General features: G+C 64.8%; 20 protein-coding genes and 2 tRNA genes. 10 read left to right on the top strand and 12 right to left on the bottom strand.

Annotated elements, in window-relative coordinates:
* Positions 1–196 precede the first annotated feature (196 nt).
* Positions 197–1,390, top strand: coding sequence for a L,D-transpeptidase (locus CH274_RS14460; protein WP_094658042.1), 1,194 nt, complete (start codon positions 197–199; stop codon positions 1,388–1,390).
* 22 nt (positions 1,391–1,412) lie between these two features.
* On the opposite strand, the gene CH274_RS14455 is transcribed toward CH274_RS14460, so the two are convergent.
* The 3 genes from CH274_RS14455 to orn form a co-directional block, all read right to left on the bottom strand.
* The gene (locus tag CH274_RS14455; protein WP_094657821.1) at positions 1,413–2,174 is read right to left on the bottom strand and encodes a M23 family metallopeptidase; all 762 of its coding nucleotides are present in this window, start codon (positions 2,172–2,174) and stop codon (positions 1,413–1,415) included.
* Positions 2,175–2,489: 315 nt separating this feature from the next.
* Positions 2,490–2,565, bottom strand: a tRNA-His gene (locus CH274_RS14450).
* Between the two features lie 77 nt (positions 2,566–2,642).
* Positions 2,643–3,254 carry an oligoribonuclease gene (gene orn / locus CH274_RS14445; RefSeq protein ID WP_094658041.1) on the bottom strand — a complete coding sequence of 204 codons (612 nt, stop codon included), beginning with the start codon at positions 3,252–3,254 and terminating at the stop codon, positions 2,643–2,645.
* A 94-nt stretch (positions 3,255–3,348) separates the two neighbouring features.
* On the opposite strand from orn, the gene CH274_RS14440 reads away from it, so the two are divergent.
* The gene (locus CH274_RS14440; RefSeq protein ID WP_094658040.1) at positions 3,349–5,073 is read left to right on the top strand and encodes a helicase HerA-like domain-containing protein; all 1,725 of its coding nucleotides are present in this window, start codon (positions 3,349–3,351) and stop codon (positions 5,071–5,073) included.
* Positions 5,074–5,075: 2 nt separating this feature from the next.
* Here the strand turns inward: CH274_RS14440 and cmrA are convergent, their stop codons facing one another.
* From cmrA to CH274_RS14425, 3 genes are read right to left on the bottom strand one after another with little or no spacing between them, the layout of a single operon-like run.
* Positions 5,076–5,879, bottom strand: a complete 804-nt coding sequence (gene cmrA / locus CH274_RS14435) for a mycolate reductase (RefSeq protein ID WP_032394622.1) — start codon at positions 5,877–5,879, stop codon at positions 5,076–5,078.
* Positions 5,880–5,903: 24 nt separating this feature from the next.
* The gene (locus CH274_RS14430; RefSeq protein WP_179275743.1) at positions 5,904–7,949 is read right to left on the bottom strand and encodes an NADPH-dependent 2,4-dienoyl-CoA reductase; all 2,046 of its coding nucleotides are present in this window, start codon (positions 7,947–7,949) and stop codon (positions 5,904–5,906) included.
* Positions 7,946–8,473 carry a PadR family transcriptional regulator gene (locus CH274_RS14425; protein WP_027497612.1) on the bottom strand — a complete coding sequence of 176 codons (528 nt, stop codon included), beginning with the start codon at positions 8,471–8,473 and terminating at the stop codon, positions 7,946–7,948. The genes CH274_RS14430 and CH274_RS14425 overlap by 4 nt, the downstream gene beginning before the upstream one ends.
* An 83-nt stretch (positions 8,474–8,556) precedes the next feature.
* Between CH274_RS14425 and CH274_RS14420 the strand changes: the two genes are divergently transcribed.
* Positions 8,557–9,879 carry an MFS transporter gene (locus CH274_RS14420; protein WP_094631044.1) on the top strand — a complete coding sequence of 441 codons (1,323 nt, stop codon included), beginning with the start codon at positions 8,557–8,559 and terminating at the stop codon, positions 9,877–9,879.
* On the opposite strand, the gene CH274_RS14415 is transcribed toward CH274_RS14420, so the two are convergent.
* Both CH274_RS14415 and CH274_RS14410 read right to left on the bottom strand, forming a co-directional pair.
* Positions 9,870–10,700 carry an alpha/beta fold hydrolase gene (locus tag CH274_RS14415; protein WP_094657820.1) on the bottom strand — a complete coding sequence of 277 codons (831 nt, stop codon included), beginning with the start codon at positions 10,698–10,700 and terminating at the stop codon, positions 9,870–9,872. The two genes, CH274_RS14420 and CH274_RS14415, sit on opposite strands and share 10 nt — an antisense overlap.
* Before the next feature lie 29 nt (positions 10,701–10,729).
* Positions 10,730–11,380 (bottom strand): TetR family transcriptional regulator, encoded by a 651-nt coding sequence (locus tag CH274_RS14410; protein ID WP_254924267.1) that lies wholly within the window; start codon positions 11,378–11,380, stop codon positions 10,730–10,732.
* 171 nt (positions 11,381–11,551) lie between these two features.
* On the opposite strand from CH274_RS14410, the gene CH274_RS14405 reads away from it, so the two are divergent.
* The 3 genes from CH274_RS14405 (at position 11,552) to CH274_RS14395 (ending at position 14,167) form a co-directional block, all read left to right on the top strand.
* Positions 11,552–12,664 (top strand): ferredoxin reductase, encoded by a 1,113-nt coding sequence (locus CH274_RS14405; protein WP_094657819.1) that lies wholly within the window; start codon positions 11,552–11,554, stop codon positions 12,662–12,664.
* A 61-nt stretch (positions 12,665–12,725) separates the two neighbouring features.
* On the top strand, positions 12,726–13,910 hold the full coding sequence (locus CH274_RS14400; protein ID WP_032394619.1) for a fatty acid desaturase family protein: 1,185 nt from the start codon (positions 12,726–12,728) through the stop codon (positions 13,908–13,910).
* Positions 13,911–13,933: 23 nt separating this feature from the next.
* Entirely contained in the window at positions 13,934–14,167 is a 234-nt protein-coding gene (locus tag CH274_RS14395; RefSeq protein ID WP_032394788.1) for a hypothetical protein, read from the top strand.
* A 64-nt stretch (positions 14,168–14,231) separates the two neighbouring features.
* On the opposite strand, the gene CH274_RS14390 is transcribed toward CH274_RS14395, so the two are convergent.
* The 3 genes from CH274_RS14390 to CH274_RS14380 all read right to left on the bottom strand — a co-directional run bounded on the left by CH274_RS14390 (position 14,232) and on the right by CH274_RS14380 (position 16,642).
* A complete protein-coding gene (locus tag CH274_RS14390; RefSeq protein WP_094657818.1) occupies positions 14,232–15,359 on the bottom strand; it encodes a methyltransferase in 1,128 nt (375 codons plus the stop codon).
* Positions 15,356–16,498: a N(5)-(carboxyethyl)ornithine synthase gene (locus CH274_RS14385; protein ID WP_094647508.1), complete on the bottom strand. Its 1,143-nt coding sequence runs from the start codon at positions 16,496–16,498 to the stop codon at positions 15,356–15,358. Before CH274_RS14385 ends, CH274_RS14390 begins: the two co-directional genes overlap by 4 nt.
* Positions 16,499–16,569: 71 nt before the next feature.
* Positions 16,570–16,642: transfer RNA gene (locus CH274_RS14380), tRNA-Arg, on the bottom strand.
* A gap of 145 nt (positions 16,643–16,787) precedes the next feature.
* Here CH274_RS14380 and CH274_RS14375 point away from each other — a divergent pair.
* Both CH274_RS14375 and CH274_RS14370 read left to right on the top strand, forming a co-directional pair.
* A complete protein-coding gene (locus CH274_RS14375) occupies positions 16,788–17,945 on the top strand; it encodes an XdhC family protein (RefSeq protein ID WP_094658038.1) in 1,158 nt (385 codons plus the stop codon).
* 44 nt (positions 17,946–17,989) lie between these two features.
* On the top strand, positions 17,990–20,053 hold the full coding sequence (locus CH274_RS14370; RefSeq protein ID WP_179275742.1) for a cytochrome c oxidase assembly protein: 2,064 nt from the start codon (positions 17,990–17,992) through the stop codon (positions 20,051–20,053).
* A gap of 12 nt (positions 20,054–20,065) precedes the next feature.
* On the opposite strand, the gene CH274_RS14365 is transcribed toward CH274_RS14370, so the two are convergent.
* Positions 20,066–20,491 carry a MarR family winged helix-turn-helix transcriptional regulator gene (locus tag CH274_RS14365; protein ID WP_254924271.1) on the bottom strand — a complete coding sequence of 142 codons (426 nt, stop codon included), beginning with the start codon at positions 20,489–20,491 and terminating at the stop codon, positions 20,066–20,068.
* A gap of 146 nt (positions 20,492–20,637) precedes the next feature.
* Here CH274_RS14365 and CH274_RS14360 point away from each other — a divergent pair, with 146 nt between their 5' ends.
* Together CH274_RS14360 and CH274_RS14355 are read left to right on the top strand one after the other, a co-directional pair.
* Positions 20,638–22,386 carry an ABC transporter ATP-binding protein gene (locus CH274_RS14360; protein ID WP_094657817.1) on the top strand — a complete coding sequence of 583 codons (1,749 nt, stop codon included), beginning with the start codon at positions 20,638–20,640 and terminating at the stop codon, positions 22,384–22,386.
* Between the two features lie 10 nt (positions 22,387–22,396).
* On the top strand, positions 22,397–23,056 hold the full coding sequence (locus CH274_RS14355) for an IMPACT family protein (protein ID WP_254924272.1): 660 nt from the start codon (positions 22,397–22,399) through the stop codon (positions 23,054–23,056).
* Positions 23,057–23,192: the final 136 nt, after the last annotated feature.

The raw sequence follows: 23,192 nt of genomic DNA, 5'->3' as shown, positions 1-23,192 counted from the left end.
TTGTCCTCACCGTGCTCCGCTGGGGGCGGTGATGCGGCCCCGAGGAACGCAGGAGGCGGACGTGAGGTAACACGAACTTCCCGGTCTGCGATTGGTACTCGAACGTTACTCATCGAACGGGCTGTCGAGTGGAGTGTCCGATTCTTCGCTGGCACAATCGTCCCGGTCGGGCACGAAGTGGGAAGTGGTGTGGTTCATGAGGGTGTATCGCGGATTCGTCATCGCCGCGTTGGGAGTGGTTGCTTCGGTGGCAGTCCTGTCGGGATGTAGTTCTGCTTCGGACATCTCCGAACCGTCGGTGCCGATCGATTCCAACCCGATGACCGAGCTGATGAAGCCGAAGCTGACCTCCAGCGTTCTCGACGGTGCCGTCGGATTCTCGCCGGCGGACCCGGTGACCGTCTCGGTCGCCGACGGCAAATTGTCCTCGGTGACCATGCTCAACCCGGAGGGCGAGCCGGTCTCGGGTGCGATCTCGCCCGACGGATTGTCGTGGACCAACACCGAACCGCTCGGCTACGACCGCGAATACCGAGTTCAGGCCGACGCATACGGACTCGGGGGAGCGTCGAGCACCGTATCGAGCTTCACCACCAGCCAACCCGGCAACTTCACCAAGCCCTACGTATTGCCGAACCCCGGCGACGTCGTGGGTATCGGGCAGCCCGTCGCGGTTCAGTTCGACGAACCGATCACCGACAAGATCGCTGCGCAGAACGCGATCACCGTCACCACCACGCCCGCCGTCGAGGGCGCGTTCTACTGGGTCAACAACAAAGAAGTTCGCTGGCGTCCGCAGAACTACTGGGCGCCGGGCACCAAGGTCGACGTGGCGGTGAACGTGTACGGGCGCGATCTCGGTGACGACATCTTCGGCCAGGAGAACGCCACGACGTCGTTCACGATCGGTGACGCCGTCATCGCCACCGCCGACGACAACACCAAGCAGGTGACGTTCAACGTCAACGGCCAGGACGTCATCACCATGCCGACGTCGATGGGCAAGGACAGCACCCCCACCGACAACGGGGTCTACATCATCGGCGACCGCTTCGAGCATCTCGTGATGGATTCGTCGACCTACGGCGTGCCGGTGAATTCGTCCAGCGGATACCGCACTCCGGTCGACTGGGCGACGCGAATGTCCTACAGCGGCATCTTCTTCCACTCCGCACCGTGGTCGGTGGGACAGCAGGGTTATTCCAACGCGTCGCACGGGTGCCTGAACCTGAGTCCCACCAACGCGAAGTGGGTCTACGACAACACCAAGCGCGGCGACATCGTCGTCGTGAAGAACACCGTCGGCGGAACGTTGTCGGGTACCGACGGCCTCGGTGACTGGAATATCCCGTGGGACGAGTGGAAAGCCGGGAACGCCACCACCGTCTGATCTCGGACCCGGCCCGGCCGCATCAGCTACGGTCGCGAGTCTGGTACAACGACGGGTCGATACCCAGGGTCTTCAGGTACGCCACCGGTTCGATGCTCGAACCGTTGTTGCGTACCTCGAAGTGCAGATGCGGTCCGGTCGAATTTCCGGTACTGCCGACTGCGCCGAGTACGTCGCCCGGTGCCACTTCGTCTTCGACGGCGACGGCGATGCTGGATTGGTGGCCATAGTAGGTCTCGGTGTTGCCGCTCTTGACTCGGACGAGCTTGCCGTAGCCGTCGCCTGCGTCTCCGGCTTGAACGACGGTTCCACCGGTCACCGCGTGGATGGGCGTTCCGCTGTCTGCGGCGAAGTCCACGCCTTGGTGGTACTGCGCTCCGTTACCGGTCGGGTTGTTGCGTCCGCCGTAGCCCGAACTGATGCGGTACTTGCCCGCGTCGATGGGGAGCACCGCTCCGCCCAGTCCAACGGTCGGCGGCGCGGTCGGGAGTTCGATCTCGGGCAGGTCTGCCGTGGACGGTGCGTCGGCGACGTCGGGTGCAGAGAGAACGTCGCTGTCCAGAACGATGGCTGCGACCTGATTGATGAGCACGCCGGTGGCGTCGAGAACGGCGGCGAGAATGGCGGCCCGTTGCTGCGCATCGGGCTGCGGTATGGGGATCTGAGGTAGTTCGATCGTGGGTTGAGCGGTGGCCACCGCCGGGCTGAGCACGCCGGTTGTGCCGATGCACAGTGCTGCCGACAAGATCGAACCCGCTATGACTCTGTGCATTCTGCGACCCACGAAAAGCCTCCTCGTCTGCGTCCTCCGCGCACCGTCGGATGGGTGCGCGCAGAACGTAAGAACATGTTCGGTGACGCTTCGGGGCACGCTGAACTCACGTAGCAAAAAACACATGAATCACATTGGTACTTTTCTTCCCCAAAAGTGCCATTGGTAACCGTACGTCACATTAACCCCACAGGAAACCTGAAAGTTGAATTACAACAACGTAATTCGAGGTCAGGGTGGATGTGGGGGGTGACGGGGCGGCCCTCTGGGCTGGGTGATGGACGCACGAAAAAGGCCGGTCTCGCGAGGAGACCGGCCTTGTTCGTATGGGGTGAGTGACGGGACTCGAACCCGCGACACCCAGGATCACAACCTGGTGCTCTACCAGCTGAACTACACCCACCATGTGCGCATCAGCAGAACCGTTTCGGGCTCTCCATCAGCAGCGTCGACAATACTAGCGGGTTGAATCCCGGGTTGCTAATCCGCCCCTGCTTGCGTGTCGAGATCGTGAACGACTGCGGCGATATCGCTGGTAGAGGGCCCTGGCTGCGCCACGAATGCCGTGCGGCGGTAGTACTTCAGCTCTTTGATCGACTCCTTGATGTCTGCCAGAGCCCGGTGGGCAAGGCCCTTGGGAGGCTGTCCGTAGTAGATCCGCGGGTACCACCGGCGGGAGAGTTCCTTGATGGAGCTCACGTCGATCATGCGGTAGTGGAGGTAGGTGTCGAGCGCGGTCATGTCGCGGGAGATGAATCCGCGATCGGTCGCGATCGAGTTTCCTGCGAGTGGAACGGTCCCGGCCACCGGGACATGCTCCTTGATGTACGCCAGAACGCGCTGCTCGGCTTCCTCCAGCGTCACCGTCGACGCCCGCACCTCGTCGGTCAAGCCCGACTTGGCGTGCATGTCGGTGACGACGGCAGGCATGTTCGCCAACGCGTCGTCGTCGGCGTGGATGACGATGTCGACACCCTCCCCGAGGATGTTGAGCTCACTGTCGGTCACAAGCGCCGCAATTTCGATCAGCTTGTCCTTGCTCAGGTCCAAGCCGGTCATTTCACAATCGATCCACACGAGTTTGTCCTGCACTCGCACCACACTAGTGCGAGCTGCGATGCCACTAGGGTTTGCGGTGGCGATCGAGCCAGATCAGCATCAGCACACGTTCATGGAGGACGCGGACATGACAGTCGACCCGACGCAGCCGGAACCTACGCTCAGCCCGGCAGAGAAGGCGAAGGCAGCCAAAGCCGCTGCCGTCGAAGCAGCACGGGTCGCAGCCGAAGCGCTGGCCGCCGCCGACGCCGCCGAAGCCGAAGCGCTGGCTGCGGAAAAGGGGCAGCCGCAGGCATCGACCGGCAGAGCCGCCGAGATCGCCGCCGGATACGCCTCGGAGGGTGCCGCGTTGGAATTGGGAACCGTGGTGCTGGACGGCGTCACCGATCCGTCTGCCCGCATCCGAATCCCGTTGGCCACGTTGAACAGACACGGCCTCGTGGCAGGAGCCACCGGAACCGGAAAGACCAAGACGTTGCAGGGAATTGCCGAACAGCTGTGCGCCGCAGGCGTCCCCGTGGTCATGGCCGACGTCAAAGGTGACCTGTCGGGGCTGTCGAAGCCAGGAGCGGACAACGAGAAGATTCGCAGCCGAGCAGCGGACACCGGTATTGCGGACTGGGCTCCCACCGGCCATCCGGTGGAGTTTCTCTCGCTCGGCACCGATGGAGTCGGGGTACCGGTCCGCGCCACCATCACCGCCTTCGGGCCGATTCTGCTCAGTAAAGTGTTGGGGCTGAACAACACTCAGGAATCCACCCTGGGCTTGATCTTCCACTGGGCCGATTCTCAGGGGCTCGCCCTGCTCGATCTCAAGGACCTGCGATCGGTGATCATGCACCTGACCAGCGACGAGGGCAAGGCCGACCTGAAAGGCATCGGCGGCGTCTCCTCGGCAACCGCAGGCGTCATTCTGCGCGCGCTGGTCAACCTCGAAGCAGACGGCGGCGACACCTTCTTCGGCGAGCCCGAGCTCGAGACCGAGGACCTGCTGCGAGTCGGGCCGGACGGACGGGGCGTCATCACGCTGTTCGAGCTCGGAGCGCAGGCAGCACGGCCGGTGATGTTCTCCACCTTCCTGATGTGGGTGCTGGCCGACCTGTTCCAGACGCTGCCCGAGGTGGGCGATGTCGACAAACCCAAGCTGGTCTTCATCTTCGACGAGGCGCACCTGCTGTTCGCCGACGCGTCGAAAGCATTTCTGCAGCAGGTGGAGCAGACCGTCAAGCTCATCCGCTCGAAGGGGGTCGGCGTCTTCTTCTGCACGCAGCTACCCACCGACGTCCCCAACGACGTTCTCTCCCAGTTGGGAGCGCGAATTCAGCACGCACTGCGCGCCTTCACACCCGATGATCAGAAGGCGTTGAACAAGACGGTGCGCACGTACCCCAAGACCGACGCCTACGACCTCGAGAAGGCACTGACGTCCTTGGGTACCGGCGAGGCCATCGTGACGGTGCTTTCGGAGAAAGGTGCCCCGACGCCCGTGGCCTGGACCAAGATTCGCCCGCCGCGCTCGTTGATGGACACCATCGGCAACGACGCCATCGCGGCGGCCGCGTCGTCGAGCACACTGTCCGCGAAGTACCGGGAAACGGTCGATCGTGAGTCGGCCTACGAGCGGATGAACGCTCGGGTGGCCAACGCGCCCGCTCCGGCCGAGAAGTTCGACATCCCGCCGCTGCCGGCCGATCTGCCGGATCTACCGCCGAGCGAGCCGGACGGCCCGTCGGCCGCCGAGCGCATCATGGGCAACCCTGCCGTCAAGAGCTTTCTCCGCTCGGCCGCCTCGGCTGCCGGGCGGGAAATTTCGCGCAGCATCTTCGGAACCGGACGTCGCCGCAGGCGCTGAGATCAGTTGCCCAGCTTCTTGTAGAAGCTGCCGATGATCGGAGCGGAGATGCTACGCGGGCTGTACTGCCCGGCCGCCGACATGCCCTTGCTGAGCAGTCCCGGTACGACGCGCATCTTGTTCTTCGCGAGGCCGTCGAGGGACAGCTTCGCGGTGTAGGCGCTGTCGATCCACAGAAAGTCGGGAACCATCTTGTCCACGATCGAGGCCTCGGCCGGATCGGGTGTCTCGGTGCGGACCGGTCCCGGAGCCAGCAGGGTGACGTTGACGCCGGTGCCCGCGAGCTCACCGCGGAGCGATTCGGAGAACGTGTTGACGAAGGCCTTGGTCGCGGCGTACGTCGCATTGTTGGGGATGGCCATGTTGCCTGCCGCCGAACCGGTGATGAGGATGCCACCTGCTCCGCGGCCGATCATGCCGGGCATGACGGCCAACGTGAGGTCGTGTACCGCAACGGCATTGAGCTCGACCTGGTCGCGCTCGTACGCTGGATCGAGACCGGCCACCGGTCCGAACGTCGCGATACCCGCGTTGTTGCACAGGATCGAGATCTCGCGCTCGGCCAGCTCGGTGACCAGTTCCTGTCGCTGCTGACGATTCGACAGATCCGACTGACGCACCTCGACGGTCACGCCGTGCTCGGCTGTGAGCTTGGCAGCCAACGCCTCGAGCAGCTCGCCGCGTCGGGCCACCACGATCAGGGAATGTCCGCGGACGGCGAGTTCGGTGGCCAGGGCTTCACCGATTCCGGAGGAGGCTCCGGTGACGACGGCGCGGGCATCTGGACTGGGCTTGGGCAGGCTCACGGTGAGACAGGCTAGCGGAAAAGATCAGATCGTGGCCGCGAGCCGGGTGCCTTGCTCGATGGCCCTCTTGGCGTCGAGCTCCGCTGCGACGTCCGCACCGCCGATGACGTGTGTGGTGGTCCCCGCGGCCTTCAGTTCGTCGACCAGGTCGCGTACCGACTCCTGGCCCGCGCAGATCACGATGGTGTCGACCTCGAGAACGCGCGACCGTTCGTGCTTGTCACCGAAGGAGATGTGCAGCCCCGCGTCGTCGATCTTCTCGTAGTTGACGCCCGAGAGCTGATGCACACCTTTGGCTTTCAGCGCAGCGCGATGGACCCAACCGGTCGTCTTCGCCAGCCCGGCCCCGATGCGTCCCGGCTTGCGTTGCAGTAGGTACACCTCACGCGGAGACGGTGCGGGCACCGGAGTCGTCAACGCCCCCGGCGCGGCCTCGGGCTCGGTGACGCCCCACTCCTGCTTCCATTCCTTCAGATCCAACGTGGGGGAGGCGTCGGTGGTGAGGAACTCGGAGATGTCGATACCGATTCCGCCGGCACCGATGACCGCGACCCGATCGCCGACGGGCCTGCCGTCGCGCACCAGTTCTGCGTACGACAGCACCGACGGATGCTCGATGCCGGGGATGTTCGGAATCCGAGGAGTGACGCCGGTGGCGAGTACCACCTCGTCGAACTCGCCCGCGATCAGTTCTGCGGCGGTGACCCTGGTGTCGAGGTGCACTGCGACGTCGGCGGAGCGCAGTGCGCTCGAGAAATACCGGATGGTCTCGGCGAATTCCTCCTTGCCGGGAATGAGCCGCGCGATACCGAACTGTCCACCGATCTCGCTTCTGGCCTCGAACAAGCTGACGGCATGTCCGCGTTGCGCGAGATTGAGTGCGGCAGCCAGGCCTGCGGGTCCGGCTCCGACGACCGCGACCTTCTTGGTCTTCTTCGTCGGCAGCAGCTGCAGGTCGATCTCACGTCCGGCACGAGGATTGACCAGGCAGGAGACCTTCTTGTGGACGAACGCGTGGTCGAGGCAGGCCTGATTGCAGGCAATGCAGGTGTTGATCCGGTCCGCCGAGTCGGTCGCGGCCTTCTCGACCCAGAACGGATCTGCGAGCATCGGCCTGGCCATCGCGATCAACTGTGCGTCGCCGCGGGCGAGGATGTTCTCGGCGATCTCGGGCATGTTGATGCGATTGGACGCGGCGACGGGGATGGCCACGTGCTTCTCGAGCTTGCCGGTGATGTCCGCGAATGCAGCCCGTGGTACCGAGGTGACGATGGTCGGCACTCGCGACTCGTGCCAGCCGATGTCGGTGTTGATGATGTTCGCGCCTGCAGCCTCGACATCCTCCGCCAGGGCAACGATGTCGTTCCAGCTCTGGCCCTGTTCCACCAGGTCGGCCATCGACAGCCGGAACACGATGAGGAAGTCCGGGCCCACGGCTGCCCTCGTCTGTCGCACGATCTCCACGGCCATTCGCCGGCGGTTCTCCGCCGAACCGCCCCACTCGTCTCGTCGCTTGTTGGTGCGCTCGGAGAGGAACTGGTTGATGAAGTAGCCTTCACCGCCCATGATCTCGACGCCGTCGTATCCGGCGCTCTGGGCGAGCCGAGCGCAGCGCACGAAGTTGCGGATCTGCCAGCGGACGCCCCGCGAGGTCAGTCGCCTGGGCCGAAAAGGGTTGATGGGGGCCTTGATCGACGACGCCGAGACGCTCAGCGGCTGATAGGAATAGCGCCCGGCATGAAGGATCTGCAGTGCGATCTTGCCGCCCTCGCGGTGCACGGCATCGGTGATCCGTCGATGTCGGCGGGCTTCGATGCGATTGGTCAGCTTGGCCCCGAACGGCAACAGCCAGCCGGTGCGATTGGGGGCATAACCCCCGGTGATGATGAGTGCGACTCCGCCGCGGGCACGCTCGGCGAAGTAGGCCGCCAATCGGCCGGTGTCGCGGGCGCGATCTTCGAGGCCGGTGTGAATCGATCCCATGATCACGCGGTTCTTCAGCGTGGTTGCGCCGACATCCAACGGCGACAACAGAATCGGATACGGGCCAGCGGTCTGCTCGATCGTCACAGCTTCTCCAATACCTCGGTGCACCACTCGGTGAATCCTTCTTCGACGCGAATTCCGCCGCGCAGCACCAGATATTGATGCAGCGCGGTGCCGGTGAGGGCAGCGGGAGCCGGAAAATCCTGTTTCTCGATCAGTCGATAGACGTCGAGGCGGGTGGCATGTACATCGCGATGGCGGGCGACCTCGACCTTGAGAGCCTCGATGTCGCCGTTGGCCGCACCGCGGATCTTGACGGCCAGCTCCTCGCGTAATTGCGAGGGGTCGGTCGGCGCGGCGATCCAGCGGTCGAGTTCGGCCCGGCCCGCAGCGCTGACGGAGTACACCTTCTTGTCCGGCCTGCCGTCCTGCGCGACCGCCTCGCCGGTGATCCACCCGGCCCCGTCCATTCTCGTCAGAGTCCGATAGATCTGCTGATGCGTTGCGCTCCAGAAGAACCCGATGGACTTGTCGAAGCGACGGGCGAGCTCGTATCCCGAGCCGCTGAGCTCGGTCAGGGAAACCAGGATCGCGTGTTCCAAAGCCACACCCGAGAGTATGTATGCAACGCGGTGCTTATGCAACTAGGTGCACCTGGGCGCGAGTCCGACGCGGACTAGTGTTGGCAAACATGGGAACCCAGCCGGAGGCCGCTGTCGTCGGAGTCGCCACAACGCGCAAGCAGGTCACCGCCTGGGGGTTCTGGGACTGGGGCTCGGCGGCGTTCAACGCCGTTGTTCTCACGTTCGTGTTCTCGGTGTATCTCACCGATGCAGTCGGCGACGACCTACCCGGTTCGATCTCGGCCACCACCTGGTTCAGTTGGACAATTGCCGTGTCCAGCGTTGTGATCGCGCTCCTCGCACCGGTCTGCGGGCAATACTTCGACGCGCGTGGCAAACGCAAGTGGCTGCTCGGAGTGTTGACCACGCTGACGGTCGTCGCCATGGCAGGCCTGTTCTTCGTCCGAGACGACTACCACTATCTCTGGCTGGGCCTGCTGCTGCTCGGTCTCGGGTCCATCATGTTCGAGCTGGCCAGCATCCCCTACAACTCGATGCTGCGGCAGGTCTCCACGCCGGAGAACATCGGCCGGGTATCCGGGTTCGGTTGGTCCATGGGCTATTTCGGCGGAATCGTACTGCTGCTTCTGTGCTACGTCGGCTTCATCGCCGGCGACGGCGACACCCGCGGGGTTCTGGGTCTGAGTACCGACGGTGGACTCAACATCCGACTCGTCGCGCTGCTCGCAGCCGTGTGGTTCGCCGTCTCGGCCGTCCCGGTGATGTTCTCCGTTCCCGAAGTGCCGCGAGCCGTCGCCGATCCGAAGGCCGCCGAAGCCGGGTTCGCGGCCTCGTACCGTGTTCTGTTTCGCGATGTCCGTGAGCTGTGGAGCGCAGACCGGCGCGCCGTGTACTACCTGATCGCCAGTGCACTGTTCCGAGACGGACTTGCAGGTGTCTTCACCTTCGGGGCCGTTCTCGCCGTCAGTGTCTACGGCATCGGTGCGGGTGACGTTCTGCTGTTCGGCGTCGCCGCCAACGTCATCGCAGGCCTCGGTGCCATCGTCGCCGGGCGGTTCGACGACAGAATCGGACCCAAGAAGGTCATCGTCTTCTCGCTCACGTCCATGATCGCGGCCGGAACCGTTCTGCTGTTCGTCTCGGGACCGACGATGTTCTGGATCTTCGGGCTGATCCTGTGCCTGTTCGTCGGACCAGCGCAGTCGTCCGCTCGCACCTTCCTGGCCCGGTTGGCTCCGCCGGGACGAGAAGGTCAGTTCTTCGGACTGTTCGCGACGACGGGTCGTGCCGCGTCGTTCCTCGCACCGTCTCTGTTCGGCCTGTTCGTGTGGATGTTCGACGCCGACCGCGCGGGTATCGCCGGGTTGATCATCGTTCTCGCTGCCGGTCTGCTGGCGTTGCTGAAGGTGCGGGCTCCGGATCAGGTCTGAACGGAGTCGATACGGGCCAGGATCTCGGCCGTGAGTTCCCGTGGGGCTTCCTCAGGGATCCAGTGCGAGATGCCGTCCAGTTCGACGAATCGGTATGGTGCATCGACGAATTCGCCGCAGCGCTCCGCTCCCGCTCGACCGATGGCGGTGTCGCCGTTGCTCCAGACGTATGTGGTGGGCACGGTCACCGGCGGCAGGTTCGCGAACTCTCTGGTCATCGCGGCATACCAACTCGATGCGGCCGTCAGCGCCCCGGGGACGGTGAGATGACGAACGTACTCGTCGTCGAGGCTCTCGGCACCGAACATCGCGCGCAGACGCTGCGCGTCGTTCTCCACCAGAACTCGCTCGGCCTTCTCCGGCTCCCGAAGCAGGCCGAAGTACTGCGACCGCTCCTGCTGATCCGGATCCTGACGGATGGCCCAGTTGAATGCAGCCGAATGCGGGACCGACGCCGTGGTGAGCGTGCGCACGCGGTCCGGATGCTCGGCCGCCACGTGCCAGGCGACCACCGCACCCCAGTCGTGTCCGACCAGATGCGCCGAAGGCTCCTCGAGTGCGTCGAGCAGGCCGAGAACGTCGCCGGTGAGACGTTCGATGCGATAGTGCTCGACACCGATCGGGCGGGCACCGGGGGAGTAGCCCCGCTGGTTCGGGGCGATCACACGACAGCCTGCGTCCACCAAGCCGGGCGTCACCGCGGTCCACGACGCGTTGGTCTGCGGAAAGCCGTGCAGTGCAACCACCGGAACACCGTCCGACGGACCCGATATCGCAACGTCGAACACGTACTCGCCGACTCGTACCTCGGTCATGAACATCCCTTCGCGGCCGTCTCGTTCTCGAACGGTCAAGCCCGTCGTGGTTCCCATCGGCTCATTCCGAGCATGATCATGCGGATTTGCTTCTCGGTCCGCTGAATCAGGTCCTTCTCGTTCTGACTACCCGGCCTGTCGATTTCCAACAGTCCGACCACCGCGGTGAGCATCGTCGAGACGAGTAGGTCGGCCGTCATCTCGAGGTCGGCGACGTCCCACTGCTCGAGGCCGGGCATGCGGGAGAGGTCGATGGTCAGCTCGCTGACGAACAGGCGTAGCTCGGTGGCGAAGGCGCGCCGCACCTCGGTGACGCCGCCGTACCGTTCACGACTGAGAAATCGGAACTGATCCTCGTGGGTACGAACCTGGCGGACCAGGATGCCGAAGGATTCGGTGGCGGTCGTGGCGCTCGGGTTGCGTCGAGCGTCGCGCAGCATCTGCCGCAGCATGCGCATGCTGTCCTCGACGAGCGCGACGCCGAGGTCCTCCATGGACGCGAAGTGTCGGTAGAACGCGGTGGGGACGATGCCGGCGGATCGGGCGACCTCACGCAGGCTGACGCTGGCGAAAGAGCGCTCGCGTAGCAGGTCGAGGGTGCCCTCGATCAATGCCTGACGCGTGCGTTCCTTGCGCTCGGCACGGGTCCCCGGTTCTGTCACAACGTCCAGTTTATGGGCGCGCATTCTGTGATCTCCCTTCCGGTTCCTCCCCGACACCCACGGAACGGTCGATTCGCTCTGTAACGGCTGTCACATAAACGTTGACAGGTACCGGTGTCGCTCTGCCACACTCATGTTAGTGCACAATCGTTCACTGAATGGGTCGTAGGTTTCGATCCGGTTAGGGAGGATGGAATGACGCTTCAAGAACGTCCGCCGCGGACCTCGGGTTTGCGCAAGTTCTCGCTTCTTTCCCTGTTCGAGGCCATGGCCACACCCCACGCGCTCGACCGGTACCTCGAACTGGTCGATCCCATGACGACCGTTCGAGACCTGCGCGGTGAGGTCACTGCGATACACCGGTCCACCGAAGAATCGTTGACTCTCACCATCCGCCCCACGCGTCAGTGGAAGGGATTCAAGGCCGGCCAGTTCGTTCAGGTCGGCGTCGTGATCGACGGTGTTCGTCACACCCGCTGCTATTCGCCTGCCTGCTCGCAGTACCGCGCGGACGGCCGGATCGAACTGACGATCAAGGCGCATCCCGAGGGGCTGGTCTCGCAGTACCTGCACAAGAACGCGCACGTCGGTCTGGTGGTCAGCCTGTCTCAGGCGGACGGCACGTTCGAGCTTCCCGAACCACGCCCGGCGAAGACGTTGCTGATCAGCGGTGGCAGCGGCATCACGCCGGTGCTGTCGATGCTCAGGTCGCTGCTGGACGAGGGGTACAGCAGCGACCTGACCTTCCTGCACTACGCGTTCACCGAGAACGACGTGGCGTACAAGAAGGACCTGGAGAAGATCGCTGCAGAGCACGAGAACGTGAACATCGTCTTCGCGTACACCGAGCAGAAGACGGGCGGCGACCTGTACGGGTTCTTCGGCCAGGAACATCTCGACGCAGTGGCCCCGTGGTTCGCCGAGGCCGACACCTTCCTGTGCGGACCTCCTGGGCTCATGAAGGGCGTGACGTCGTTCTTCGACGACGCAGGATTGAGCGAGCGGCTGCACCTCGAGGAGTTCACGCCCTCGTTCGCCACCGTCAGCGACGACGTCACCGGAATCACGACGTTCTCCGGCAGCGATGTGTCCTCGGAGAACGACGGCGAGACGCTGCTCGAACAGGCCGAGGCGGCGGGCCTCTCACCGGCGAACGGATGCCGGATGGGAATTTGCTTCACCTGCACCTCGGTGAAGAAGTCCGGCTGCACCAAGAACATCAAGACCGGTGAGACCGACACCGAATCCGACAAGAAGATCCAGCTGTGCGTGTCCGTTGCCGTGGGCGACGTCGACATCGACATCTAGATCCACCCCTGAGACCGACAGTCCAGACCCATCTCGACCCGATCGAATTGGAGACCAGCAGATGCTCGGAACGATTCTCTCGATCCTGCCCACCACAGTCCTTCCCTTCCGCCGCAACGAGACGTTGCCGGACGAGCCGACCGTGCTGACCTACGAACAGGTCCAGGAACTCGGCCGCGAGCTCGACGATCTGCGCGCCCGCACCGTCGCCAAGCTCGGCGACGAGGACCGCGAATACATCTACAAGATCATCAAGGCCCAGCGCGGACTCGAGATCACCGGACGCGCACTGATGTACCTGCCCTTCCTGCCGCCTGCGTGGCTGGCCGGAGTCGGTGCCCTCGGTGTTGCGAAGATCCTGGACAACATGGAGATCGGCCACAACGTCATGCACGGCCAGTACGACTGGATGCGTGAGCCCGGCCTGAACTCCGAGGTGTTCGAGTGGGACACCGTCTGCCCGGCGGATCAGTGGAAGCATTCGCACAACTACATGCACCACACCTTCACCAACATCGTGGGCATGGACCGCGACATCGGTTACGGCGTGCTGCGGATGGACCAGGAGCAGAAGTGGAACCCGTACTACCTCGGTAACCCGGTCTACGCGTTCCTGCTGATGACGTTCTTCGAGTGGGGCGTGATGCTGCACGACCTCGAAACCGAGAACATCGTGGCGGGCAAGCGCAAGTGGCACGACGTGAAGCCGCTGCTGCAGGGCATGTGGCGCAAGGCGGGCAAGCAGGCGCTCAAGGACTACGTGATCTTCCCGGCGCTGACCGGGCCGTTCTTCGTCTCGACCGTGGTAGGTAACGTGGCCGCGAACCTCATCCGCAACGTGTGGACCTACTCGATCATCTTCTGTGGACACTTCCCGACCGGAGTTCAGACGTTCAGCCAGGAAGAGACCGCAGAGGAGACCCGCGGCGAGTGGTACGTGCGCCAGATGCTGGGTTCGGCCAACATCGAGGGCACCCCGCTGTTCCACATCATGTCGGGCAACCTCTCGCACCAGATCGAGCACCATCTGTTCCCCGACCTGCCTGCGCATCGGTACCCGCAGATCGCGCCCGAGGTCAAGGCCCTGTGCGAGAAGTACGATCTGCCGTACAACACCGGCGGCTTCTTCCACCAGATCGGCACCGTGTGGGGCAAGATCTTCAAGCTCGCGCTGCCCAATTCGCTCACGGGATCGGCGGCTCCGGCCGGTGTTATCGTCGAGCGTAAGAAGACCAGCGCAGCGTGACGACTTCGAAGGGGGCGGTCCTGTTGGTAGGCAAGTTCGAGCGCAACAAGGACACCGTGCAGGAATTCACCGAATCTGCCGCGACTCACGTCGGCCGGATCGTGGTGATCATCGCCGGAGCCGTCCGCGACGTCACTCGTGAAATCGGTGACCTGATCACCGACGGAATCGAGATGCGCGAGGCCGCGAAGAAGGCGGAGCGTGACGCCCCGCTGGGCACCGTGATCAACGGTGAGTTCGAGACCCGCGAACGGTAGAGCGGTACAAGACCACACAGCGCCGCCCGAGCATCACTCGGGCGGCGCTGTCGTGTGTCCACGCTCAGCGTGCGCGCAGCCGCCACAACGACGTGGTCTCGCGCGAGCGCGCCTCGTGCAGCACATCGGAGCTGTCAGAGACGCGTGAGTGCGTCGGGGTGGTGTCGGTGCGGCCGACGACGACCAGACCCGCAGCGTCGATGGCGGTGAGAAGGTCTGCGCGAGTGACCAATTCGAGCAGTTCGGCGAGGTCGGAAACCACGAGCCATGCTTCACCGTCGGGCGTCAGGTGCCCGCGGAGCCGGCTCAGGAAGGATTTGAGCATTCGAGACCCGGGGTCGTACACCGCATGTTCGATGCCCGATGTCGGTTTCGTGGGGATCCAGGGCGGATTGCACACGATCAGTCCCGCGCGGCCGGACGGGAAGATGTCGGCCTGCACCACCTCGACTCGATCGGCGTACCCGAGAGCATCGATGTTGGCTCGTGCGCACGCGACCGACCGCGGATCCTTGTCGGTCGCGACCACCGAGGTCACCCCGCGCCGGGCGAGTACCGCAGCCAGCACGCCCGAGCCGGTGCCGATGTCGAACGCTCGGTCCGTGTCCGGCAGCGGGGCGTCGGCGACGAGCCGAACGTACTCGCCGCGGACAGGGGAGAAGACTCCGTAGTGCGGATGGATCGAGGCGTCGAGCGCCGGAACGAAGACGCCCTTGCGTCGCCACTCGTGTGCGCCGACCATGCCGAGCAGTTCGCGCAACGACAGCACGCACGGCGCGGCGTCCGGGCCGAGAGCGTCCGTCACGGCCGCCCGCACGTCCGGTGCCCGGCCGAGATCGAGACGGACATCCGAATCGAGTTCCACCAGAAGCATTCCCAGCACTCGCGCACGTCGCGCTTGATACTGGCGGTGCAGATGGAACCGCTCCGCACCCGACGCGTCCGGCAGGTGTTTCGCTGCCGGTACCCGCCGGGTCATCGCCGTCAACAGCTGTCGTGCGTTGTTGTAATCGCCGCGCCACAACAACGCCTCACCGATCGTGGCCATCTTGTACGCCACGTCGGCGGTGGTCGAATCGTTCACGATCCGCACCACGCGCGGTGGGGGAGCGCCGTTCTCGGACTGCCAGCGAGACGTCCGCTCGCTACCGTCCTCGGTCCAGCCGATGATCGACGCTGCGTCCTCGTTCATGCGGCGGTGTGCGGGTACTCCGCACTGCGGTGTTGGAACGCAAGGATATTGGGGTTGACGATGACGCCGCTCCTGATCTCGATCGATCGCTCGATGGTGGCATCACGGCTCCAGGCCGAGGGGCCGTCGAGGACGGTTCGCAGATACGGCAGCAACGATTCGCTGATCTCCCAGGTGGCCGAGTTCCACAGATAGGACGGGCTGTGGTCGACGGCGTAGTACTTGACGTTGTCGCCGACGGTGAACATGGGATCGGTGAACGAGGTGGGTCTGGCCCATTCGAAGCCCATTCCCTCGTCGCAGGAGACGTCGACCACGAGGGTGCCCGGTGCGAGAGTGGGCAGATCGTCGTTCGTCAGGAACGTCAACGGTGCATTGGTGTCCTGCAGAACACAATTGACGATCACGTCGTGGTCGGCGAGGAACTGGGACAGCGGCACCCGTCCCTCGGGCGTGAGAGCTCGGCTTCGTCGGGGATCGGCGTCGTCGAGATCGAAGTTCACGATGTTGGCCGAATGAATGGGCGACCCGACGGCCGTGACACCGCGTTGTGTCAGGACGTCGACGTCGTGGATGCCGTGCGCGTTCAGAGCGGTGACGGCACCGCGGGCCGTGGCCCCGAAACCGATGACCGCGGCACGCAACCGTCGGCCGTAATCGCCCGTGGAACCGATCAGCTGCAGTGCGTGCAGCACCGAGCAGTAGCCGGCCAATTCGTTGTTCTTGTGGAACACATGGAGATTGAACCAGCCGTCCTGCGTCCAGTGGTTCATGGCCTCGAACGCGATCAGCGTCAGTTTGCGTTCGACGGCGATCTGGGTGAGGGCTCGATCCTGGACGCAGTGCGGCCAACCCCACAGGGTCTGCCCGGGGCGAAGCGCGGCGAGATCCTCGGCCTGCGGCTTCGGCAGCAGGATCACATCGCAGCGAGCGATGAGTTCGTCGCGCGTGTGAATGCCCGCTACCTGGGTGGCCAGATGTTCGTCGGAGATTCCGAACGGTTCGCCGTAGCCGGATTCGAGAAACATGCGGGCTCGGATGTCGGCATCGATGCGATCGAGATGAAGTGGATGAATCGGCAGTCGCCGCTCATTCGGCTTGCGTGAACGTGAGAGGACTCCGAGAGTGAGCTGATGCACGTGTGACCCTTCGTTACCGTCGAGTCAACCACAGTGGGCCGAGGCGTCACGTGTTCGTGCTGGTCAGAGTGTGCCCCCGGCAGGATTCGAACCTGCGACCAAGGGATTAGAAGGCCCTTGCTCTATCCCCTGAGCTACGGAGGCTGGCGCGTGCGGGGTGGACCCGCTCGAGCACGGTTGACGAGTGTACCTTTCCGCCCGTGCCGTCGAAGCAGGCACGGGGCGAGCTGGCATCCTGAGGGGAGCCGGTGTTCTCGGAATCCTTCCGACCTGTGCCGAAGGAGGTTCGATGCACGACATCTTGGACGACGTACTGCACAGCTGGCAGTCCGGCGACGTGGCAGCGGTCGCGACGGTGGTTCGCACCTTCGGCTCGGCTCCGCGTCCGGTCGGTGCGTCGATGGTCGTCGGTTCGGACGGTGCCGTTGCCGGATCGGTCTCGGGCGGTTGTGTCGAGGGTGCGGTGTACGAGCTCGCACAGGACGTGATGGATTCCGGCGCGCCCGTCCTCACGCGATACGGGATATCCGACGACGACGCTTTTGCCGTCGGACTCACCTGCGGCGGAACGCTCGACGTCTTCGTGCAGCGGATCTCTCGGCACACGTTTCCCGAATTCGAGGCTCTCGTCGCGGACGTTCGCGGCAACGTGCCCGTGGCGGTGGCCACCGTCGTCGCACACTCCGATCCGGAACGGCTCGGCCGAAGGATCGTCGTCGGAGAATCGGGCACCCGTGGCTCGCTGGGCAGCGCGCGGGCCGATGCCGCCGTGGCCGACGATGCGAAAGGGCTTCTCGCCGCGGGCCGTTCGGCTGTTCTGACCTACGGCCCCGACGGTCAGCGACGAGGGGAGGGGATGGAGGTGTTCGTCTCGAGCCACGCTCCGCCGCCGCGGATGCTGGTGTTCGGAGCCATCGACTTCGCTGCCGCGGTGGCGCAGCAGGGCGTATTTCTCGGCTACCGCGTCACCGTCTGCGACGCACGGGCAGTCTTCGCGACTCCGCAGCGGTTCCCCGCCGCCGAGCAGGTCGTGGTCGCGTGGCCGCACGACTATCTGTCCGAGCAGTTCGCGGCGGGAGAGGTGGACGAACGCACCGTCGTCTGCGTGTTGACGCATGACCCCAAGTTCGACGTGCCGCTGCTCGAAGTGGCGTTGCGCATCCCCTCTCTGGCGTTCGTCGGCGCGATGGGATCACGCCGTACCCACGACGACCGCACGGCTCGGTTGCGTGCGGCGGGTCTGACAGAGACCGAACTCACTCGTCTGGCCAGTCCGATCGGGCTCGACCTCGGGGCGCGGACGCCGCAGGAGACAGCGGTATCGATCGCCGCGGAGATCATCGCCCACCGTTGGGGCGGTACCGGTGAACCGCTGCGCGCCCGACGCGGACGCATCCACCACGACGCGACCGAGGCCGTGAGCACGGGCAAGTACGACGCTGTGTAGGACTCGCGTTTCGACTACCGCCGATCACCTCTTACTCTGGTGGTATGGCAACACCGGATCTCGAGAAGACCGAACCCTCGACCGCCGAACTGCAGGCGGACGATGTCCGGGCGGATGTGGATCCGCGTTCGGCCACGACCACGGTGTTCGTCACCGCAGGCGTCATCGCCGGTGTGGTTGCCGCACTCATCGTGATGCTCTCCGCGTCCGACGCCCTGGTGTTGCTCGGAATACCGGACCCGGGCCCGGCCACGACCTACGGTCTACCCGCCCTACGGGCGATAGGCGAGATCGCCGCCGTCATCGCCATCGGATCGTTCCTGCTGGCCGCGTTCCTCGTACCGCCGCAGAAGAACGGCGTGCTCGACGTCGACGGGTACCGCGCCGTGCGGACCGGTTCGGTCGCCTCGATCGTCTGGGCCGTCTGCGCGTTGCTCCTCGTGCCGCTGACACTCTCCGACACCTCGGGGCAGCCCTTCACCGAAGCCATCAAGCCGGCGAACCTGTGGGTCGCACTCGACCAGGTGGAGATCGCCAGCGCCTGGCGTTGGACCGCCATCATGGCCGTTGTGCTCGCCATCGCGTCGCGCACGGTGTTGCGGTGGGCCTGGACTCCCGCACTGCTCGGGTTCTCTCTGGCGACGCTGCTTCCGATCGCGCTGAGCGGCCACTCCTCGGCGGGCGGATCGCACGACATCGCCACCAACAGCTTGATCCTGCACCTCGGAGCCGCGTCGCTGTGGGCGGGCGGACTGTTCGCGCTGCTGGCACACGTTCGCAGGCACGGTGCGCATGCCGATGTCGCGGCTCGCCGATTCTCTACGATCGCCGGAGTCTGTTTCGTGGTGATGGGCATCAGTGGCGTCATCAACGCGTTGGTTCGGGTATCGATCTCCGACCTGTTCACCACCATCTACGGCCTGCTGATCGTGGGCAAGATCGTGGCCCTGATCGTGCTGGGCGGTTTCGGCTGGATGCAGCGTCGCCGCGCACTACCGGCCCTGGTCGCCGATCCCTCGGCCCGCGGGCCGCTGCTTCGTTTCGCCGGAGCCGAGGTGCTGGTCCTCGCGGCGACCATCGGACTGGCCGTCGGGCTCGGCCGCACACCGCCTCCCGCCGAGATCGACCCCGATCTCACGCCGACAGAGGCTGCACTCGGATACGACCTCAGCGGCCCGCCGACGTTCGCGCGGATGGCGCTGGACTGGCGCTTCGATCTGATCTTCGGTACCGCTGCCATCGTCATGGCCGTGGTGTACCTGATCGGCGTTCGTCGACTGCGGCTGCGCGGCGACGCGTGGCCCGTCGGCCGTACCGTGGCGTGGGTCCTGGGCTGCCTGACGCTTCTGATCAGCACGTCCTCGGGAATCGGTCGCTACTCCACGGCCGTGTTCAGCGTGCACATGACCGGTCACATGATGCTCTCGATGCTGGCACCGGTCCTCCTCGCGCTCGGTGGTGCGTTGACGCTGGCATTGCGGGTGCTGCCCGCGGCGGGCAAGGACGGCGTTCCCGGGATTCGTGAATGGCTGTTGCTCGGACTGCACAGTCGAATCTCGCAGTTCCTGACCCATCCGCTCGTCGCCTCGCTGATCTTCGTCGGCGGCTTCTACGTGCTCTACCTCGGTGGCATCTTCGGAGCGGTACTGGACAGTCACGGCGCGCACCTGCTGATGAACCTGCACTTCGTGCTCAGCGGCTACCTGTTCTACTGGACCGTCATCGGCGTCGATCCGTCTCCGCGCAAGATCGCTCCGGTCACCAAACTCGCAGTCGTGTTCGGTTCGCTGCCGTTCCATGCCTTCTTCGGAGTGGCACTGATGAGTATGAACACCGTGATGGGTGCCTGGTTCTACCGGACGCTCGGGCTGGATTGGAACTCCGACCTACTCGGGGATCAGAAGCTCGGCGGCGGTATCGCCTGGGCCACCGGCGAGGTTCCGCTGGTGCTCGTCATGCTGGCGCTGTTGATCCAGTGGTCCCGCAGCGACGATCGGGATGCCAGGCGTGGTGACCGCGCCGCCGAGCGCGATCACGATGCCGATCTGGCCGCGCACAATGCGATGTTCGCCGAGCTCGCTCGACGCGATCGAACCGGCGAGCGCTGATCGGCCTTCGGGTCAGTCCGTCTCGGCGATCTTGCTCAACAGTCGGTTCAGCTCGACGCGTTCCGCAGGCTCCAGGCCGTCGAACATGTCCGAGGACACCTGACGGCGTGCGTCGTCGATCCGGTCCAGCAGCGCACGGCCGGTGTCGGTCAACTCGACCAGGACGGCTCGCCGATCGCTCGGATCCTGTTGCCGCGTCACCAGATGCGCCGCCTCGAGCGAGTCGACGATGTCGGTGGCCGACCGCGCCACGATCCGCAGGTGTTCGGCCAAATCGCGTAGTCGCACGGACTCGGGCTCGCGCGCCAACACGTGCAGGGCTCGGCTCTGCGAAGGATTGAGGCCGAACGGTTCCAACGCAGCCATGTGGCTGCGTCGGATGCGCCGCGCAACGGCCATGAACGAATCGCTCAGGTTGGGCGAGTGTCCGGTTTCCATGCAACGGATCATAGCGACGGTTGCTGGTTACCTCATAGTGAGGTAGCCTCTGCATATCACTTCGGTGACCCCGCACTTCAGCTACCACGGAGGTCTACTTGGAAAGCCGACCCGAACGTTCTCTCCTCGCGTCCGATCCAGCACCCGTGCGCCGAGTCCTGGCTCTGTTCACGCCCTACCGCCGCAAGATCGCCGCCGTCAGCGCGATCATCGTCGTCAGCGCGATCATCGCGCTCGCGTCCCCCTTGCTTCTTCGCGAACTCCTCGATCATGCGATACCCGACCGCGACGTCACGCTCGTCAGCTTCATCGCACTCGGCATGATCGGAGTTGCAGTCGCCACCAACACTCTCGGCGTCGTACAGACCTGGATGTCCAACGGCGTCGGTCAACGACTCATGCACGATCTTCGCGTCCAGGTCTACTCGCACCTGCAACGCCAATCCCTCGGGTTCTTCGCGCGCACCCGCACCGGCGAGGTCCAATCACGTATCGCCAACGACATCGGCGGCATGCAATCGGTGGTCACCAACACCGCCACGTCCATCGCGCAGAACGCCACGACCGTTGCCGCGACGGTGGTCGCACTCTTCCTGCTGGACTGGAAGCTCGCCACGTTCTCGTTGATCATCCTGCCGGTCTTCGTCCGCGTCGCCCGCCGCATCGGCGACGAGCGGCGCAAGATCTCCACGAAACGACAGAAGTTGCTCGGCGACCTGTCGGTGCAGATCGAGGAATCACTGTCGGTCAGCGGCATTCTGCTGGGCAAGACCACCGGTTCCGCCCGGGCTCTGACCGACAAGTTCGCCGCCCGGTCCCACGAGGTCGCGGGCGTGGAACTCGCGGCGATGATGGCCGGAAAATGGCGAATGGCCACCATCCAGATCAGCTTCGCCGTCATGCCTGCACTGGTGTACTGGTTCGCCGGCATCACCATCGGGCAGGGGAGCGCGCTGACGATCGGCACCCTCGTCGCGTTCACCGCTCTGCAGACCCAGTTGTTCCGGCCCACCATGCAGTTGCTCAACACCGGTGTCGAGGTGCAGGCCTCGCTCGCCCTGTTCGGTCGCGTGTTCGAGTACCTCGATCTGCCGATCGACGTGGCCGAGCCCGCCCACCCGGTGGCACTGCCCAGGGAGACCGTCCGCGGCGACGTCGCGTTCCGCGGTGTCGACTTCACCTACGCCGCGGCGACGGTTCCGACCTTGAGCGACATCGACCTCGAGGTCCCGGCCGGAAGCACCCTCGCCCTGGTCGGTGCCACCGGATCCGGTAAGACGACCCTGGGCTATCTCGTTGCGCGGCTGCACGATCCGACGGCCGGAACGGTGACCATCGACGGCATCGATCTGCGGGAGCTCGCGTCGGAGACGATCGCGGACCTGGTCGGCGTCGTCTCCCAGGAGACGTACCTGTTCCACGCCACCATTCGAGAGAACCTGCGATTCGCCAAACCCGACGCCACCGACGAGGAGATCGTCGCGGCGGCTCGCACGGCGCAGATCCACGACTTCATCGACGGCCTCGACGACGGCTACGACACCATGGTCGGCGAGCGCGGGTACCGCTTCTCGGGCGGTGAGAAGCAGCGCATCGCGATCGCCAGAACGGTGCTGCGCAACCCGCCGATCCTGGTGCTCGACGAAGCGACCAGTGCTCTGGACAATCGCACCGAACGCGCAGTGCAAACCGCGCTCGACGGCCTGATGGAGGGGCGAACGACCATCCTCATCGCGCATCGACTGTCCACTGTGCGCTCCGCGGACCGCATCGCAGTACTCGACCACGGCGTCGTTCGCGAGGTCGGAACCCACGAGTCCCTGCTCGAGAACGACGGCATGTACGCCCAATTGGTCCGTGCCGCAGACGATGTCGTGGACAGTGTGGCTGCATGAGAGTGACCGGGTGACCCCACTGCGCACCATCGCGAGCCGCGTCGAGTGCGAGACCGACGTCAAGAAGTCCAGGTTCGTCGCCGTCGTCGATCGCGCGAGCACCGAAGCGGAGGCGCGGGCGGTGATCGCCGCAGCTCGCAAGGCCGATCCTGCTGCCGGACATCATTGTTCGGCGTTCATCGTCGACGCGTCGTCCACCGACCTGCGCGTCGACACCGCGGGAGAGGCACAACGAGTCGAGCGGTCCAACGACGACGGTGAACCCGGTGGCACGGCAGGTACACCGATGCTCGACGTGCTCCGCGGCCATCACCTGACCAACGTCGTCGCGGTCGTCAGCAGATACTTCGGCGGAACCAAGCTGGGCACCGGCGGACTGGCGCGTGCCTACGGCGGCGCGGTGACCGAGGCCCTGTCCGGAGCGACGTTCCTGACCCGGGAGCGACGCGAGATCATGACGCTCGAACTCGATCACGCCGAGGTCGGCCGGGTGGAATCGGAACTGCGGGGGCACGGAGTCCTGGTGGTCGGCACCTCCTACGGCGCGTGCGCGGTACTGACCGTTGCGGTGCCGGACGCCGATTCGACTGCGGCGCTTGTAGCTTCGCTCACTGCGGGCCGCGTGGTTCCCGTGCTCGACGGCCACACGTACGCCGAAATTCCCGACTAGCACACCTCCCCGACATTCTCGGCTCGCACGGACCCCGATTCCGGCCGTTCATCCACAGACCGGGCAGTTGTCCACATTTCGCCGACTCGTTCACCACGGACGTTCTCCGCGTAGCAGTCTCGAACTCGATCGCAAT

This window comes from Rhodococcus sp. 06-418-5, from assembly GCF_002258285.1.
Classification (GTDB): domain Bacteria; phylum Actinomycetota; class Actinomycetes; order Mycobacteriales; family Mycobacteriaceae; genus Rhodococcoides.
The sequence above is the reverse complement of the archived record's forward strand: the minus strand, read 5'-3'. Positions and strand labels throughout refer to the sequence as shown.